Raw genomic sequence first — 17,033 nt, 5'->3', positions numbered from 1 at the left:
CGGAGCCGCCTCAGTACTGGTAGTAGCCGATCAGGTTGCCGCCGGCGGACACCGCGTTGGTCTGGACGACCGTGCCGGTGTCGTAGGAGTTGATCATCTCGCCGTCGCCGATGTAGACGCCCACGTGCTCGGTGTTCGAGGCGCTGCTGCCGAAGAACACCAGGTCGCCCGCGACCGGGCTGCTGACCTGCGTCATCTCGCCGATCTGGTTCTCGGTGCTGCCCGACCCCAGCACGTCCTGACCGTAGGCCAGGTCGTAGACCCAGCGGGCGAAGCCGGAGCAGTCCAGGCCGATGGCGCCGGGGTCGGTGCAGCTCAGCGACTGCGGGTCGCCCACGCAGGTACCGGTGGACGGGCCGGGCAGCGACTCGTGGCCGCCGCCCCAGACGTACTGGATGGCGCCACCGGGCCAGCCGCCGTCCCAGCCGGGCTCGGCGTCGCCGTTCTCGATGTCCTGGGCGTAGCCGACGATCTTCGACAGCACGCTGCCGCTCGGCGGCGGCGGGGGAGTCACGGTGCCGCCGTCCAGCGAGGCCTTGGTGTCGGGGCCGACGATGCCGTCCACGGACAGGCCGTGGTTGCCCTGGTAGGTCTCGACCGCGGTGAAGGTGGCCGGGCCGAAGTCGCCGTCGACGCCGATCCCGGCGCCGTGGGTGTTGAGCAGGTCCTGGAGTTCGGTGACGCAGCCGTCGATCTCGCCCTGGGCGATGTCGGCCGGGCACTGGCCGGAGGTCAGCGCTATCGGCGCGGGAACGGAGGTGCTGACGGCGTCGAGCGCGGCCTTGGTGTTGGGCCCGACGATGCCGTCGGCGGACAGGCCGTGCGCGCTCTGGTAGTTCTTGACGGCGGTGAGGGTGCCCGGGCCGAAGTCGCCGTCGACGCCGATCCCGGCGCCGTGGGTGTTGAGCAGGTCCTGGAGTTTCGTGACGCAGCCGTCGATCTCGCCCTCGGCGATGTCGGCCGGGCACTGGGCGGAGGTCAGCGCCAGCGCGGCGGGAACCGCGCCGGTGGTGTCGAGTGAGGACTTGGTCAGCGGTCCGACGATGCCGTCGGCGGACAGGCCGTGCGCGCTCTGGTAGTTCTTGACGGCGGTGAGGGTGCCCGGGCCGAAGTCGCCGTCGACGCCGATCCCGGCGCCGTGGGTGTTGAGCAGGTCCTGGAGTTCGGTGACGCAGCCGTCGATCTCGCCCTGGGCGATGTCGGCCGGGCACTGGCCGGAGGTCAGCGCTATCGGCGCGGGCGTCGCCGCCTGCGCCGGTACGGCGGTGACCAGCAGGCCGCAGCCGAGGACGGCGGCGGTGGAGGCCACGGCGAGCCAGGCCCGCCACCGGACGGGGCCGGACCGGCCCGGCCGGGACGGCGGGGACAGCGGGGCGGGCTGGGGAGCCACGGCTGGCATGGGCGCCTTCACTCTCGTGAACGGCTCGGAGCCTGGATGCCTCCGAGCCTGGACGGTCCGGAGCCTGGATGGTCCGGGGCAGGGGTGACGGTGGGGCGGTCCCTTCAACTCTTTGTCGCGCATCCACAGGACCATGTCAACTGATCGGGCAGGATGGGGGTTTCCCGGCCCGTCCGGCCGGTCCGGATATGGCCCCTGAGCTGGGCGGACGCCGAGCCGTGCGGGGGCATGGTGAATCCGCTAGCATGGCCGCGGCTGGACTTCGGCCACGGTCCCGCGGAGCCGCCGCCGGGACAGCAGGGGGCTGCGCATGGCACGGTGGAAGGCACTGCCGGAAGGCCTGGATCCGACGGTCGTCCAGTTACTGGTGCGGCTGCGCCGGATGAAGGACGACAGCGGCCTGAGCCTGGACCAACTCGCCGTCAGAACCGGCTACAGCGTCTCGTCCTGGGAACGGTACCTCGCGCAGACCTTCGTGTACACGCCGATGGTCTCGGTCGACGCCCCTGGTACCCCGCTGCGGATCTGCCTCACGGCACCCGGCAACGGCGGCAGCCAGTGCTTCACGGCGCGCACGATCGGGGCGGCCACGGTCGCGCCGGGCACGGTCGGCTGACGCGCCGATGCCCCGCCGCCCGGTGCGGGCGGCGGGGCATCGGCGTTCGGCGGTGGTGACCGCTAGCGGTCGCCCGCGGCCTCGGCCGGTTCCGCGAGGGCGGCCGCGTCGGTGCCCACGGCGGCGTCGGCGGTCGCCGCCTCTTCCCTGGCCCGGGCCTGGTTGCCGGAGACCATGCGCAGCGGCACCTCCTTCAGGCAGGCCGAGAGCACGATGGCCACCACCAGCAGCACGGCGGTGATCGCGAACACCGTGTCACCGGCGTCCGAGAAGCCGACGAAGAACGGGTGGACCAGCGGCTTCGCCAGCCCGTTCAGGAACGAGGTGTCGTCCAGTCCGCCCTTCAGGTGCTGGTTCAGCGAGGCGAGTTGGCCGGGGTCGGCCTTGGCCGCGGCGAGGAAGGCCGGGTCGGTGGCCGCCTTGGTGTACTGGGCGCTGATCTTCGATCCGGCCGAGGAGAACAGGATGGACAGGAAGATCGCGGTACCCAGGGTGCCGCCGATGGAGCGGAAGAAGGTGGACGAGCTGGAGGCGACGCCCATGTCCTTCGCGTCCACGGCGTTCTGCATCGCCAGCACCAGGCTCTGCATGTTGAGCCCGAGGCCGATGCCGAAGACCGCCATGTAGATGTCGGTCTGCCAGAGGGCGGTGTCGGCGCCGATGGTGATCATCAGGCCCATGCCGATGACCATCAGCACCGAGCCGATCACCGGGAAGATCTTGTAGCGGCCGGTGCGGGCGATCAGCTGCCCGGACCCGAGCGAGGACAGCATCAGCCCGGCGACCAGCGGGAGCAGCAGCAGGCCGGACTTGGTCGGCGAGGCGCCCTTGACGATCTGCAGGTAGAGCGGGATCACCGACATGCCACCGAACATCGCCATGCCGATGATGGTGACCTGGGCCGAGGCGACCGAGAAGGTGCTGCTGCGGAACAGCCGCAGCGGCAGCAGCGCGTCGTCGCCCATCCGGTGCTGGACCCAGACGAACAGCACCAGACCGGCCGCGCCGATCAGGTAGCAGAGGAAGGAGTCGACCGAGCCCCAGCCCCAGCTCTGGCCCTGCTCGGCGACGACCAGCAGCGGCACCAGGCCGACGGCCAGCAGCACCGAGCCCCACCAGTCGATCCGCCGCTCGCGGCGGACGTGGTCCAGGTGGAGCACCTTGGCTATGACGACCAGGGCGAAGATGGCGATGGGGACGTTGATGTAGAAGATCCACCGCCAGCCCGCGGCGCCGAGGAAGCTGTCGGTGCCGGAGAGCAGGCCGCCCAGCACCGGACCGAGGACCGAGGCGCTGGCGAACACGGCCATCATGTAGCCCTGGTAGCGGGCGCGTTCGCGGGGCGGAATGATGTCACCGATCACCGCCAGCGCCAGCGGCATGATGCCGCCGGCGCCTATGCCCTGGAACGCGCGGAAGCCGGCCAGCTCGTACATCGACTGGGCCAGGCCGCACAGCGCCGATCCGAGCACGAAGATCACGATCGAGAGCATGAACAGCCGCTTGCGGCCGTAGATGTCCGAGAGCTTGCCGAACAGCGGCGCGGCGATGGTGGAGGTGATCAGGAACGCGGTGGTGACCCACGCCTGTGCGGACAGGTCGTTGAGGTCGTTGCCGATCGTCTTGATCGCGGTCGAGACGATGGTCTGGTCCAGTGCGGCCAGGAACATGCCCAGGACCAGCCCGGACAGGATCGTCATGATCTGACGATGGGAGAGCGCGCCGTCCGACGGCGGGCCCGTCGGATGGGTTGCGGTGGTGGCGCTCATATGGTGCTGCCTTCCTCCGAGTCGCCCGGGCGCGCAGAGCGTCGCCTCGCGTCGGTCATCCAATGAATATGAGTGGTGTCGTAGGCCGCGGTGAACCGGTCCAGCAGGTCGCCGAACTGGCCGAGTTCGTCGGGCGACCAGCCTCGCAGCACCTGCTCGAAGAAGGCGGTGCGGGCGTGTTCGTGGTCGGCGATCAGGGCCTGGCCGGCGTCGGTGACGTCCAGCAGGCTGGCTCGGCCGTCCACCGGGTCGGCCTGACGCCGCAGCAGTCCGCGGGTCACCATCGCCGCGACCTGCCGACTGATCGTGGACAGGTCCGACTGCGCGCTGACGGCCAGCGCGCTCGCCCGCATCGGGCCCTCGGCCGCCACGGTACGCAGCAGGACCTGCGTCGCCGAGTCGACATCGTCGCCCGCCGCGGCCAGCAGCCGGGCCTTGGACCGCCGCACCGTCCGCAGCAGGTCGATCACCGAGTCCGCGACCGAGGCCACGTCGGCCCGGCTGTCCCGCACCTGGTCCGCCATCATCTTCACCCACCTCCGCTCCTACGGGTACTTGTATACCACAACTACTTGGGCTCTACAATTATCGCCAGGAGCTGACCACTTCCGGCCTTGACCGCAACGGGCCTGGGCTGCTGGGGGACTTCGGCGACCGGGGTCGGAAACAATCGCTGCGGGTCGGTGCCGCAGGGGTTGTTGGGTCGGTGCGGGCCTGCAATCCGCCCATGAGATGGAGCCTCCCGCATGAATGACCTCACCCCCTCGGGCGTGGCCGCCCCGACCCGTGTCCTTGTCGTCGAGCCGGTGTCCTCGGGATCGCGGGTGGTCAGCGACGCCCACGCGCTCGGCTTCACGGTCACGGTGGTCTCGGCGGACGAGGGCGAGCGCACCCTCCCGCCCGCGCTGCGGGAACTCGTGGACACGCTGCTGATCGTGGACACCAACGACGAACAGGCGCTGACCGACTGCGTGCTGGCGCACCACGCGGCGGCGCCACTGGCCGCGGTCGTCCCGGGCGGCGAGTTCACCATCCCCGCCGTGACCCGGATCAACAGTCGCCTCGGGCTGCCCGGTCTGCCCTCGGCCGCCGTGGACTGGGTGCGGAACAAGGCGTCGATGCGGACCCGGGTCGCCGAGGCGGGGCTGCGGGTGCCGCGCTTCGCGCTGGCCGGGACGGTCGCGGAGGTCGAGGCCGCGGCCGCCGTGGTGGGCTTTCCGTGCGTGCTCAAGCCGGTGGAGTCCTCCGGCAGCATCCACGTCAGCCGGGCCGACAGCCTGGGCGAACTGCTGACCGCCTATCAGGAGTTGACCGCCGATCGGCGGCTCGACCTGGGGATCGCGCTGGACTCCCGGGTGCTGCTGGAGGAGTACGTGGCCGGTCCGGAGTTCAGCGCCGACGGCCATGTGCACGAGGGCCGGGTCACCATCCTCTCGCTGACCCGCAAACTGCTCGGCCCCGAGCCGTACTTCGTGGAGCTGGGCCACGTCGTCCCGTCCAGCGTCCCGGAGCCGGTGGCCGAGCAGGTCGCCGAGTACGTCGCCGGGATCGTGGACGCGGTGCGGCTGACCGCCGGGCCGTTCCACTGCGAGCTGCGGCTGTCCGACGAGGGGCCGGTGCTGATGGAGATCGCCGCGCGGCTGCCGGGGGACCGGATCACCGAGCTGGTCCAGCGGGCCACCGGCGCCTCCATGTCCCGGATCATGCTGGCCGCCTACCTGGGCCGCGCGCCCGAGGAGCTGTCGGCGTTCGGCGCGGCGGAGGCGAAGTGCGCCGGGATCCGCTACTTCACCGCGCCCGACCTGGACCGGTACACCGAGATCAAGGGCTGGGACGAGATCAGCGCCCGTCCCGAGGTGGTGGAGACCGGCGTGGTGATCCAGCCCGGCGAGGAGATCCCGCCGCTGCGGGACTTCCGCGGACGGATCGGCTACGCGCTGTTCACCGCCGACTCGGCCGAGCGGGCGCTGGAGCTGTGGCAGGAGCTCGGCGACTCGGTGGCCATCGTCTAGGGCCCGCACCCACCGCACCGCGTGTCCCACCCACCTCAGGGAGTCTCCCCATGCCGCCCGCCCCTCGCAGCCTGACCTGGGTCGTCCCGCGCTACTACGCGCTGCGCGGGGTGGGCTGGCTCGCGGACCAGATGCTGCAGTTCCTGCTGCCGGTGCTGGCCTACCGGGCGACCGGCAGCCTGTCCTGGACCGGCGCGATGGTAGCCACGCAGTGGGTGCCCCGGCTGCTGTCGCTGCCGATCGCGGGGCTGCTGGCGGACCGCTTTCCGGAGCGCCGGATCTACGCGGTCAACGACGTCCTCCGGTTCGGGCTCGGCGCGGCGGCCTGCGGCTGGGCGGTGGCCGCGCCCGGCCAGGCGTACGGCGTGGTGATCGGCTTCGCCCTGCTCGCGGGTGTCGCCTGCGAACAGGTGCTGGTCGCGGGCGAGAAGATGGCGGGTTCGCTGGTGCCGATGGCGGTCATGCACCGGGCGCAGAGCGTACTGAGCGGGCTGGAGCAGGGCGCGCTGCTGCTCGCCCCGATGCTGGGCGGGCTGCTGGTGCTGCTCGGCGCGCTGCCCACGGTCGTCGTGCTGACCGCGCTGTTCGGCGCCAGCCTGCTGCTGACGCTGTCCCTGCCGCGCGGCTCCGGGGTCCGGGGCGAGGTTCCGGTCGCCGTGGCGGAGTCGTCCTGGCGGCAGCTGGCGGGTGACCTGGCGGCGGGCGTCCGCAACGTGGTGAAGCTGCCGGTGCTGCGCTACGTGGTGCTGGCGACCATGTGCGTGAACGTGATGCTCGGGGTGATCCAGAGCGCGGCCCCGGCGCTGGTGCTGGGGCGGTACGGGCACGGCGAGGGCGCCCTGGGCGGTGTCTACTCGGTGGCGGGCCTGGTCGCGATGCTGACGCTGACCACGGTGCCGCGGCTGATCGGCAGGTTCGGCCTGATCAGGATCGGCGTGGTGAGCGCGGTGGCGCAGGGGATCGCCTTCACGGTGATGGGCCCGACCACCGGGTTCGTGCTGTTCGCGGCGATGACCGCGGTCTTCATGGCGGGTGACAGCGTGTTCAGTGTGGTCATCCGGACGCTGCGGCTGCGGGTGGTCGCCGCCGAGGAGTTCGGCCGGACGGTCGCGGCGATCTCGATGCTGAACTTCGTCTCGCTGCCGCTGGCGGGCCTGCTGCTGGCCGTGGCCGGTCCGGTGCTGCCGCTGGCGGTGCTGATCCCGGTGGTCGGCGCGGTGGTCCTGGCGGCGCTGGCGCTGCTGCTGCGGCGGCTGGCGAGGCTGCCGATCGCCGAGCCGGAGCGGGAGTCGGCGCGGGAGCCGGAGCCGGCGGGCACGCACTGAGCGGGGGCGGGGACCTCGGCGCCCTCCGGTCCGGTCGGGAGACCGTGGACCGGAGGGCGCCGTCAGTCGGCCGTCATCGGGTGGGTCAGCCAGGACCCCTCGCGCTCGATTGTCCTGACGTGACGTCAGGGGATGGCCGTGGATGTCACCGGCGGCGGGGAGGAGCCCTCCGGACCGCCGCGCGGGCGGGGGCCGCGGTTCAGCCCCAGGCCAGGTCGGCCGGTGCCACGGCCGTGACGGGCGACCCCGAGGCGCCGGCGTGCCGCGCGACCGCCGACTGGGCCGTGGCCACTCCGATCAGGCCGAGGGCGAGTACCGACGCTGCCAGGGCCACCGCACCGCGCCGGCCGCTGAGGTGAGTGTGAGCAACACCGGACGATCGCAGGACAGACATCAGAGAAATCCTCACTGGGTGGGCTCGGTCTCTTTCCGGGAGGCCGCGCTGCCCCCCAGCAACACCACCAGGATGGCCGGAGTATCACCCCTTGGTACAGGCCTGACGGCTGTCCAGGGGCGGCCAGGCAGGGCGTTGGCCACCTTGGGCACAGGTTCACCGGTGGTAGTGCCTCGGTAACGGAGTTCTTCCTGTCTGCGACAGATATGACCGAAGGATTTATACCCCTTCGTCCGGGCTGCCAGGCTATGCACAGCCTTGCGGCGCACTACATAGGTATGATGCGGCTCGTCGGCCGTAAGCTGCTTGGGGGAGAGTCGAATCTGGATGGCCGTGCCACATACCGCTGCCCGCGAACTGTTCCAATTCCTTTCGGGAGCACCGGAGTCATGCCTGCCTGAGGCGCAGCGGCGGCTCCCGTGGACGACCCAGGAGATCGATACGGCGCTGGCGGTGTTGGAGAGGAACGGACTGGTCGAACCGGGGGCCGCGGCGCCCGGGCCCGTCCCGTCGGCGACCATCCCGGCCTCGCCCGAGGTCGCCCTGGCCCGGCTGCTCGAACGCGAGGAGCGGGCGCTGGCGCAGCGGTTGGAGGGCCTGAAGGACACCCGGCGGGAGCTGGAGGCGCTGAGCAACAACCTGATCCGGCTGCGGACCGGGGCGGACAGCGTCCCCAAGCTCACCCTGCTCGAAGGCGAGCAGAACGTGCTGTCGGCCCTGGAGAGCGCCGCGGCCTGCGCCCGCGAGGAGATCCTGAGCATGCACCCGGGAGCGCCGCTGCCGATGGACATGCTCACCGGCAGCATGCAGCGCAACCGCCAGGTGCTGGCCCGGGGGGTCGCCATGCGGTCGATCCACCTGGACGCGATGCTGCGGGTCCCGCACGGGCGGGCGCACCTGACGGCGCTGCAGGAGGCCGGGATCGAGGTGCGGGTGGCGGCGGTGCTGCCGTTCCGGCTGATCGTGGTGGACCGGATGCTCGGCTACGCCTCCACCGGGGCGCCGACCGGGCAGTTCGCCGCGTTGGAGTTCCGTGGGCCGGACGCGGTGCACTTCCTCGTGCAGACCTTCGACTACTGCTGGATCCACGGTGCGCTGACCGATCCCGCGGACGATCTGACCAGCAAGTCCCCCTGGTCGCCGAGCCAGCCGGGGGAGGCCCTCGGTGAGCGGGAGCGGGCGCTGCTGCGGATGCTCTCGCAGGGGCTCAAGGACGACGCCATCGCCCGTTCGCTCGGGGTGTCCTCGCGGACCCTGCGGCGGCTGATGACCGACGTGATGACCCAGCTCTCGGCGGAGAGCCGGTTCCAGGCCGGGGCGCAGGCGATGGCGTTCGGCTGGCTCGACACGTGACCGGCTGAGGCGTCGCGCGCGTCGCCACCGGCTCGACGGGTGAACCGTGGAGCGGGGCTCGGACCGGCGCGGGGAGCGCCGGTCCGAGCGGGCGTCAGCCGACCCGGGTGCCGTCCGGGATCGGACGCTCCGGCTGCGCCAGGGCGGGCAGCAGCCGGTCCGGTGAGCCGAGGTCGAAGAGCATGCCCTCGGAGAGTTCACCGGCCATCTTGCGCGGCTCCAGGTTGACCACGAAGAGCGCCTGCTGCCCGACGATCTCCTGCGGGTCCTCGCGCTCCCCGCGCATCCCGGAGAGGATGACGCGCTCGTGGTCGCCGAAGCCCACCCGCAGCCGCATCAGCTTCTTGGAGCCGGGGACCTCCTCCACCGCGCGGATGGTGCCGACCCGGACGTCGACCTGGTCCACCACGTCGAAGGACACGGTGGGCTTGAGCGGGGCCGGGACGAAGTCCGATCCCTCGATGAAACGTGCGGACATGGCAGGGCCCTCTTCGATGGTCGTGGTTGCCGCGTTCTCCGGCGCCGGGCTCAGACCAGGGCGCGGCCGTGCGGCGAGTAGCGACGCCCTTCGGCCTTGCGCAGGTCCGCCATCACGTTGATCCGGCGCAGCCAGCGGTCGGTGCCATCATAGCGGGCGGTGAACGGCCGACGTCCGTGCACAGCACGCTTGTTGTCCACGATCAGCAGTTCGCCGGGGGCCAGCGAGACGTCGCGCAGTTCGCTGTCGACCCCGCTGATCAGGGCGTCCAGCGCGGCCAGCGCCTCCGGGGCGAGGTCGCGCGGCATGAACGCCGGGTCGATGCAGACGAACGGCGCCTCGGGGTCGCCGGAGAGCACCGGGCCGGGTGTGGGCACCTCGTTCATCTCGGCGATCCGGCGGAAGCCCTCGCTCGCCCAGTCGTCCTTGTCCACGCCGGTGGTGCTGGCGTTGAACTCGGCGGTGTGCGACTCGTCCGGGAGGATCAGGTAGCGGTCCTCGGACAGCAGTTGACGGTCCTTGGGATCCAGCGCCACGGAGTTGATGGGCGCGAAGGTGGTCGGCACCTGGTCGTGGTTGCGCAGGCCGAGCAGCATGATCCAGTCCGCGCGGAGCGGGTGGAAGGCGTCCTCGTTGTGCCATTCGAGGTTGACCGTGGAGCTGGAGCCGAGCTGCTGGTGCTCGTGTCCCTTGATCGGGAAGAGGTCCAGCACCATCTTGCCGCGCTGCTGGGTCAGGTAGGAGACCGGGTCGCCGAGCAGTGAGCCGAGCAGCAGCAGCATGGCCGAGGCACGGTCGGCCTCGCGGCTGTCCGGCACGTCGGTGTAGCTGGTCGGGGTCGGGCCCGCGGCGGCCTCCTCGATCGGGAGGTTCGACAGCACCAGGCCGCCGTAGGGGCGGCCGGTCAGCCGGAAGTGGGTCAGCAGCGCCCGCACCCGGTGCGGCACCTCGTGGGCCAGCAGCGCGAGTTCCTGCAGCCGCTGGTCCAGGGGCAGTTCGGTGTCGGTGTCGAGTACTCCGTCGGCGATGCGCCGCATCTCGGCGCGCTCGTCGTCGCTGAGTTCGAGGTAGGGAACCTGGTCGGCGGCACGGACTGGCAGCGACTCTGCGAGATCGGACAGGGCGGTGGACATAGCGGTGTCCTTACTGTGTCAGCGAGACCTGGGAACGGTGGCGACCGGCTCGTGCGGGTGGGGCAGAGCGGCGCGACCCCGACGAGTCTTGCCCCGCGCCGGTGCGTGCGTCCACGCGCTTGGATGACCGCTCCCTGTCATGTCCGAACCTGGCCAGCCGGCACCTGCTGTCCATCTGCCGCCGGGTGTTCGTCGCCGTCCCGTCGCTGACGTGGCGTCAGAGTGCGCGTACGAAGGCCACCCGGTCCAGTCCGGGCCCGTCGTAGTCGGGGTGCAGTTGGCGGCCGTCGGGGCCGGTGACGCCGGGTTCGACCGCGAAGCCCATCCGGGTGTGGAAGCCGTACGAGCCCAGGTTCGCGGTCGAGGTGATCGCGCGCACCCGGGAGCGCCCGTGCTCCCGGCTGTGGTCGAAGAAGCGTTGGTAGAGGAGGCGGCCGAGGCCGTGGCCCCGGGCCTCCGGCGAGACCCCGACGAAGTGGACGTAGCTCTCGTCGGCCCGGGACTGGGAGAGGAATCCGATAAGGAATCCGACGGGCTCGCCGTCGCGCTCGACCAGAAAGCCGCTGTCGGTGAAGTGCTGGAAGAAAAGGCGCGGGAGCAGCAGTGCCCGTTGCCGGCTGCCCTCGCTCCCGCCGACTTCGCCCCACCAGCGGTCGAGGACGGCCAAAACCCGCGGGTGGTCGTCCGGGGTCGTGTGACGAATGGTCAAATCATCAGGCAGCTTCATGAATTGACACTATCAGAGGGCGTCCGACCTGTATGGATCCGCACGCATGGCCTCAACTGGACATGGCCTGAGCGGGACAGCCGAGGTCCCTGTACGCCGGGCCGCGAGCAGGTGAAGCTGTGCGGGCGGGAAATCGGAAGTGGCCGTTTCGTCGCTTTCCTCTCGGTGCCGCCCTCATTGCGCATTGTCCGCTCTCGCGCAATACCACCGGCAATGACTTCTGGGGGACTTCTTGTGACGGGGCTTTATCGGGCAGTGCGGGCGCGGGTGCCCTCGGACGCCGCGGCCGACACCGGTCGGCGGTTGCGTGACGCCGGTGTGGTGCTGCGGGTCGAGGACGGCGCACTGCGCTACACGGCGCCGCCCGGCGCGTTGACCGACGAGCTCCGGGCCGCCGTGCGGGCCTGCCGCGCCGAGTTGCTGGAACTGCTGACCGGCGCCGATCCGGACCCGGACCCGGACCCGTTCCCGGGCCGGGACGCCGGTGGCGCGCCGCGGTTCGCCGCCGATCCGGACGGTCACGCCCGGCCGTTCCCGCTGACCGACCTGCAACAGGCCTACCTGGTCGGTGAGCAGGACTTCTACCAGCAGCCCGCCCCGGCCGTGTTCGTGCACGAGTACGCCTTCGCCGCGGGCACCGCACCCGCGCCCGAGCGGTTGCGGGCGGCGTTGCGGCTGCTGCGCCGGGCGCAGGGGGTGCTGCGGCTCGCGGTCGCCCTGGACGGCAGCCAACGGGTGCTGCCTGCCGACGAGTTGTCCGCCGACGGGTGCGGCCCGCTGCTGGACCGGCACGACCTGCGCGGGCAGTCGGTGGAGGCGGCCGAGCGGCGGTCGCGCGCGCTGCGTGCCCGGCTGACGGCGGATCTGCCGCCGCTGGACGCGGGCCGCCCGTTCCTGCTGCGGTACATCGCCCTGCCCGGCGGCGGGGTCCGGTTGCAGGTCGCGCTGCGGCTGATCGCCTTCGACGCGGTGACCACCCAGTTGTTCTTCGCCGAGCTCGGCCGATGTTGCGCCGATCCCGGCCACCGCCCCGGGAGCACCGCGCTGACCTTCCGCGACTACGTCCTGGGCCTGCGCGAGCACCGGGCGACCCAGGCCTACCGGGACGCCCGATGTTACTGGGAGCAGCGTCTCGACAGCCTGCCGGTCGCCCCCGCCCTGCCCGCCGCCGTCCGCGCGGGCGGCGGCCCGCACCCGGACACCGCACTGCGCCGGATCGACAACCGGCTGGACCGGGCCGCCTGGCTCCGCTTCCGCGAGCACGCCGCCGCCGCCGGACTGCCGCCCGGGACCGCCCTGCTGGGCCTGTTCGTCGAATCGCTCCAGCGCTGGTCCGGGGGCGCGGCGGGGCTGCTGACCGTGCTCGCCCGGCACCGCCCCGGGGACCATCCGGAACTGCCCCGGGTCTGGGGCAACGCCAGCACCACCGTGCTGCTGGGCTACCGGCCCGCGCGACCGGGGGACTCCCTCGCCGGGCTCTGCCGCGACCTGCGGTCGCGGCTGTTCCAGGACCTGGCCGCGACGGCGGTCTCCGGGGTCGAGGTCGGCCGACTGCTGCACGGCCGCGGCGGCGTCCCGGGCAACCCGGCCCCGGTGGTCTTCACCAGCGGCATCGACGAGGTGGCGGACGCCCCGGCCGGGTTCCTGCTGCCGCTTCCCGGCGCCGAGCTGGCGTACAGCGCGGTGAGCACCCCGCAGGTGCTGCTGGACCACCAGGTCTACGCCGAGGACGGCGAACTGGTCTGCAACTTCGACTTCGCCGAGGACGCCTACCCGGTCGGCACGATCGAGCGGTTGCGCGACTACCACCGGTCCCGGCTGCGGGAGTTGGCCGCCGATCCGGCGGCCTGGGAGCGGGTCGGGGCGGCGCCGCTGCCGTCCGCGCAGACGGCCGAGCGGCGGGCGGCCAACGACACCCGCACGCCGCTGCCGAGCGGGGAGTTGCACTCCTTCGTCCTGGACAGCTGCCGGGCCGACCCGGCGGCGGTCGCGGTGGTCGACGACCGGGGGCAGCTGACCCGGGGTGAGCTGGACGCCGCCTCCGGTCGGCTCGCGCGGCGGCTGCGGCGGCTCGGCGTGGGCGCGGATCCGGCGGCCCCGGAACTGGTCGGGGTCCGCGTGGGCCGTGGGCGCGGCCAGTCGGTGGCGGTGCTGGCGGTGCTCCGGGCGGGCGGCGCCTACCTGCCGATCGACCCGGGCTGGCCGGTCGCCCGGGTGCGTGCGGTACTGGCGCACAGCGGGGCGCGGGCGCTGGTCGGCCCGGACTGGCCGCAGGCCGCCGAGGCGCTGCCGCAGGGTGTGCCGCTGGTCCCGCTCGACCCGGCCGGGCCGGACCGGGAACCCGCCGGGCCGGACGGGGTCGGCGGGCCGGTCGGCCGCACCGCCTACGTGATCTACACCTCGGGTTCGACCGGCACCCCCAAGGGCGTGGTGATCCCGCACGCCGGGGCGGTCAACACGCTGCGCGACCTGACCGCCCGGTTCGCGCTCGGCCCGGAGGACCGGGTGCTCGCGGTCTCCTCGCTGGCCTTCGACCTGTCGGTGTTCGACCAGTTCGGGCTGCTCGGGGCGGGGGGCGCGGTGGTGGCTCCGGCGGACAGCGCCCACCCCGACCCGCAGGGCTGGGCCGAGTGCGCGCACCGGAACCGGGTCACCGTGTGGAACTCGGTGCCCGCGCTGCTCCAGCTGACGCTGGAGTTCCTGGGCGACGAGCGGGCGCGGGAACTGCTGGCCACGCTGCGGCTGGTGCTGCTGAGCGGCGACTGGGTGCCGCCGGTGCTGGTGGCGCGGCTGGCCCGGATCTGCCCGGACGCACGGGTGCTGGCGCTGGGCGGGGCGACCGAGGCGTCGATCTGGTCGAACTGGTACCCGGCGGCGAGCACGCCGGACGGCTGGACCAGCGTGCCGTACGGTTGGCCGCTGGCCAACCAGACCATGCGGGTGCTCGACCAGGCGCTGGCGGACGTGCCCGACTGGGTACCGGGGGACCTCTACATCGGCGGCAGCGGACTGGCGTCGGGCTACCTGCACGACCCGGAGCGCACCGCCGGGGCGTTCCTGGAGCACCCGGGCACCGGTGAGCGGCTGTACCGGACCGGCGACCGGGCGCGCTACCGCCCGGGCGGGGTGCTGGAGTTCCTGGGCCGGGCCGACCACCAGGTCAAGATCAACGGTTACCGGGTCGAACTGGGGGAGATCGAGGCGCGGTTGGCCGCGCTGCCGGGGATCGATGCCGGGGTGGCGGTGCTGGACACCGCCGGTGGCGCGCCCGCGCTGGTCGCCTTCGTCACCCGCACCGGCGCGCCCGCCGACCCCGGTGGGCGGCCGGGCCGCCGGGCCGCGGACGAGAGCGAGCTGCGCGCCCGGCTCCGGGAGCGGCTGCCGCACTACATGGTCCCGGCGGCGGTGTTCGAGCTCGACCGGCTGCCGTTGAGCGGCAACGGCAAGGTGGACCGGTCGGCGCTGCTCGCGCTGACGGCGTCCGGCCCCGACCCGGCCGCTCCGGCCGCCCCGGGCCCGGACGCACCCGGCCCGGACGCCGACCGGGCGGCGCGGACCCCCGGCGAACTGCGGCTGCTTGAGCTGTGGCGGGAACTGCTCGGGCCCCGGGTCCGGGGCGTGGCCGACGACTTCTTCGGGCTCGGCGGCGACTCGCTCACCGCCGTCCGGCTGTTCCACCGGATCGAGCGGGAGTTCGGCCGCCGCCTGCCGCTGGCCTCGCTGTTCACCGACAGCACCGTCCGGGCCCAGGCCGCGCTGCTGGCGGACGGCTGCCCGGACCGGGCGGACGATGCCGGACCGCTGGTCGGCATCGGCGGCAGCGGCCCGCAGCGGCTGGTGCTGGTCCACCCGGTGGGCGGCGACGTGCTCTGCTACCGGGAGGTCGCGGCGCGGCTCGGCGGGCTGCCGGTCACCGTCCACGGACTGCGGGCGCGCGGGCTGCGGCCGGGGGAGACCCCGGCGCCGGGCGTGGACGCGATGGCCGAGGACTACGCCCGGGCGCTGGCCGCGCTGCCGGACGGCCCGCTGCACCTGGTCGGCTGGTCCATGGGCGGCACGGTGGCGCTGCGGCTGGCCGAGACGCTGGAGCGGCAGGGCCGCCCGGTCGCCTCACTGACCACCGTGGACGCCTTCACCGGCGCGGGCGCCGATCCGGGCGAGGTCCGTACCGCGGACCGGCTGGCCGGGTTCTTCACCGACCTCGCGGCGGGCGCGGACCTCGGCCCGCTGGTCCGGGCGGCCTGCGCGGACCTCCCCGACGCCCCGGACGCGGAGCAACTGGCCGCCGCCCGGCGGGCGTTGCCAGCGGCCGGGCGGCTCGACCCGACGCTGCCGGAGGCGGACCTGGCGCGGCTGTTCGCGGTCTACCGGAGCCACTCGGAGACCCTGGCCCGGCACACCGCCCGGAGCTGGGCCCCGGCCGCCGCGGCGGACCGCCCCGCGCCCTGCCTGCTGCTGCGGGCCACGGCGACCCCCGCCGACGCCTTCCCCGGCCTGCGTCCGCTGGACGAGGCGCTGCCCGGCCTCGGGCCGGTGCTGCGGGTCGACGCGGACCACTACGCGGTGGTGCGCGGCGACGGCGCGCGGCTGCTGGCCGACCGGGTGGCCGAGGTGGTCGCGGCGGCGGCCGGAGCGGCCGGGAACGACGCGGAGCCGGTCGGGAACGACGCGGAGCAAGGGAGCGAAGGATGATTCTGCTGGCGACCGAGCGGGACCTGCTGGAGCGGGCACTGCCGGGGTTCGACGAGCGGCTGGCGGCGCTGGGCACCGACGGCGCGGACGACCCCGACTCCGGCGTGGTCGAGGAGTTCCGCGCCGCCGGGGGCGGGAACCTGCTGATCCCGGCCGGACTCGGCGGCGCCGGGCTCGGCTGCCTGGAGGGGGTGCGGCTGCAACGGGCGGTCGGCAGCCGGGCGCCCGCGCTGGCCGTCGGCTCGACCATGCACCACTACAAAGTGGCTTGGCTCGCCCGGGAGTTGGACGGACCGGTGGCCGCCTCGGTGCTGCGCCGGGTGGCCGCGGAGCGGCAGCTGGTGGCCTCCTGCGGGGCCGAGGGACGGGTCGGCGGCAGCCTGTTCACCCCCGGCATCGAGGTGTCCGCGCTGCCCGACGGACTGCGGATCTCCGGCACCAAGCGGCCCTGCTCGCTGGTGCGTTCGATGGGCCTGCTGTCGCTGCTGGCGGCCGGACCGGAGGACTCGGCGTACGCGGGCCAACTGGTCAACGTGCTGGTCCCGGCCGACGCCCCGGGCGTGAGTCGGCAGCCGTTCTGGCGGAACCGGGTGCTGCGGGCCGCGCAGACCGACGCGGTGGTGCTGGACGGGGTGCACGTGGCCGACTCGATGATCGTCCCGGTGGGCCTGCCCAGCCACTCGGCGCAGCGGATCACGTCCAACATGCTCTGGTTCCAACTCCTGATCACCGCCGCCTACCTGGGCGTCGCCACCGGCCAGGTGGAACGGCTGTTCCGGCTGGACCGGGGCACCGCCGGGGACCGGATCGCCGCCCTGGCGCCGCTGGAGAGCGTCGCCGCGGCGCTGGAGTCGGCGGCCCGCGAACTCGACGCCGGGCGCTGCGACGACGACCTGCTCGGCCGGGTGCTGCTGACCCGCTACACCGCGCAGCGCGCGATCGCCGAGGCCACCGACCGGGTGCTGGAACTCCTGGGCGGGATGGCCTTCGTGACCGGCGGCGAGGGCGCCGAGGCGCTGCTGGCCAGCAGGGCGCTGGCGTTCCACCCACCCGCCGAGAGCGCCATGCGGGAACCGCTCGACCACTGGCTGCGCGGCGACGGACTCGTCCTCGCCTGACCGTTCGAGGCCCCTCG

At 73.1% G+C, this 17,033-nt stretch carries 13 protein-coding genes; 6 read left to right on the top strand and 7 right to left on the bottom strand.

Annotation, left to right across the window (positions count from 1 at the left end; all coding sequences use genetic code 11):
* Positions 1-10: 10 nt before the first annotated feature.
* Positions 11-1,390, bottom strand: coding sequence for a peptidoglycan-binding protein (locus GXP74_RS26840; protein WP_225448215.1), 1,380 nt, complete (start codon positions 1,388-1,390; stop codon positions 11-13).
* A gap of 319 nt (positions 1,391-1,709) precedes the next feature.
* Between GXP74_RS26840 and GXP74_RS42295 the strand changes: the two genes are divergently transcribed.
* The gene (locus GXP74_RS42295; protein WP_182453805.1) at positions 1,710-2,015 is read left to right on the top strand and encodes a helix-turn-helix transcriptional regulator; all 306 of its coding nucleotides are present in this window, start codon (positions 1,710-1,712) and stop codon (positions 2,013-2,015) included.
* 62 nt (positions 2,016-2,077) lie between these two features.
* On the opposite strand, the gene GXP74_RS26830 is transcribed toward GXP74_RS42295, so the two are convergent.
* Both GXP74_RS26830 and GXP74_RS26825 read right to left on the bottom strand, forming a co-directional pair.
* Entirely contained in the window at positions 2,078-3,715 is a 1,638-nt protein-coding gene (locus GXP74_RS26830; RefSeq protein WP_225448214.1) for an MDR family MFS transporter, read from the bottom strand.
* 65 nt (positions 3,716-3,780) lie between these two features.
* Positions 3,781-4,311: a MarR family winged helix-turn-helix transcriptional regulator gene (locus GXP74_RS26825; protein ID WP_225448683.1), complete on the bottom strand. Its 531-nt coding sequence runs from the start codon at positions 4,309-4,311 to the stop codon at positions 3,781-3,783.
* A gap of 219 nt (positions 4,312-4,530) precedes the next feature.
* Between GXP74_RS26825 and GXP74_RS26820 the strand changes: the two genes are divergently transcribed.
* Both GXP74_RS26820 and GXP74_RS26815 read left to right on the top strand, forming a co-directional pair.
* Positions 4,531-5,796 carry an ATP-grasp domain-containing protein gene (locus tag GXP74_RS26820; RefSeq protein ID WP_182453802.1) on the top strand — a complete coding sequence of 422 codons (1,266 nt, stop codon included), beginning with the start codon at positions 4,531-4,533 and terminating at the stop codon, positions 5,794-5,796.
* A gap of 50 nt (positions 5,797-5,846) precedes the next feature.
* The gene (locus GXP74_RS26815) at positions 5,847-7,121 is read left to right on the top strand and encodes an MFS transporter (protein WP_182453801.1); all 1,275 of its coding nucleotides are present in this window, start codon (positions 5,847-5,849) and stop codon (positions 7,119-7,121) included.
* Positions 7,122-7,320: 199 nt separating this feature from the next.
* Here the strand turns inward: GXP74_RS26815 and GXP74_RS26810 are convergent, their stop codons facing one another.
* A complete protein-coding gene (locus GXP74_RS26810) occupies positions 7,321-7,515 on the bottom strand; it encodes a hypothetical protein (RefSeq protein ID WP_182453800.1) in 195 nt (64 codons plus the stop codon).
* A gap of 453 nt (positions 7,516-7,968) precedes the next feature.
* On the opposite strand from GXP74_RS26810, the gene GXP74_RS26805 reads away from it, so the two are divergent.
* Positions 7,969-8,868 carry a LuxR C-terminal-related transcriptional regulator gene (locus GXP74_RS26805; protein ID WP_182453799.1) on the top strand — a complete coding sequence of 300 codons (900 nt, stop codon included), beginning with the start codon at positions 7,969-7,971 and terminating at the stop codon, positions 8,866-8,868.
* 94 nt (positions 8,869-8,962) lie between these two features.
* Here the strand turns inward: GXP74_RS26805 and GXP74_RS26800 are convergent, their stop codons facing one another.
* The 3 genes from GXP74_RS26800 to GXP74_RS26790 form a co-directional block, all read right to left on the bottom strand.
* Positions 8,963-9,346: a tRNA-binding protein gene (locus GXP74_RS26800; RefSeq protein ID WP_182453798.1), complete on the bottom strand. Its 384-nt coding sequence runs from the start codon at positions 9,344-9,346 to the stop codon at positions 8,963-8,965.
* A 50-nt stretch (positions 9,347-9,396) separates the two neighbouring features.
* Positions 9,397-10,479, bottom strand: a complete 1,083-nt coding sequence (gene gntD / locus GXP74_RS26795) for a guanitoxin biosynthesis L-enduracididine beta-hydroxylase GntD (protein WP_182453797.1) — start codon at positions 10,477-10,479, stop codon at positions 9,397-9,399.
* Positions 10,480-10,696: 217 nt separating this feature from the next.
* A complete protein-coding gene (locus tag GXP74_RS26790; protein ID WP_182453796.1) occupies positions 10,697-11,206 on the bottom strand; it encodes a GNAT family N-acetyltransferase in 510 nt (169 codons plus the stop codon).
* 234 nt (positions 11,207-11,440) lie between these two features.
* On the opposite strand from GXP74_RS26790, the gene GXP74_RS26785 reads away from it, so the two are divergent.
* The gene (locus GXP74_RS26785) at positions 11,441-15,898 is read left to right on the top strand and encodes an amino acid adenylation domain-containing protein (RefSeq protein WP_182453795.1); all 4,458 of its coding nucleotides are present in this window, start codon (positions 11,441-11,443) and stop codon (positions 15,896-15,898) included.
* Positions 15,895-17,016, top strand: a complete 1,122-nt coding sequence (locus tag GXP74_RS26780; RefSeq protein ID WP_182453794.1) for an acyl-CoA dehydrogenase family protein — start codon at positions 15,895-15,897, stop codon at positions 17,014-17,016. Before GXP74_RS26785 ends, GXP74_RS26780 begins: the two co-directional genes overlap by 4 nt.
* Positions 17,017-17,033 lie beyond the last annotated feature (17 nt).

The organism is Streptacidiphilus sp. P02-A3a (assembly GCF_014084105.1).
Lineage (GTDB): Bacteria > Actinomycetota > Actinomycetes > Streptomycetales > Streptomycetaceae > Streptacidiphilus.
The sequence above is the reverse complement of the archived record's forward strand: the minus strand, read 5'-3'. Positions and strand labels throughout refer to the sequence as shown.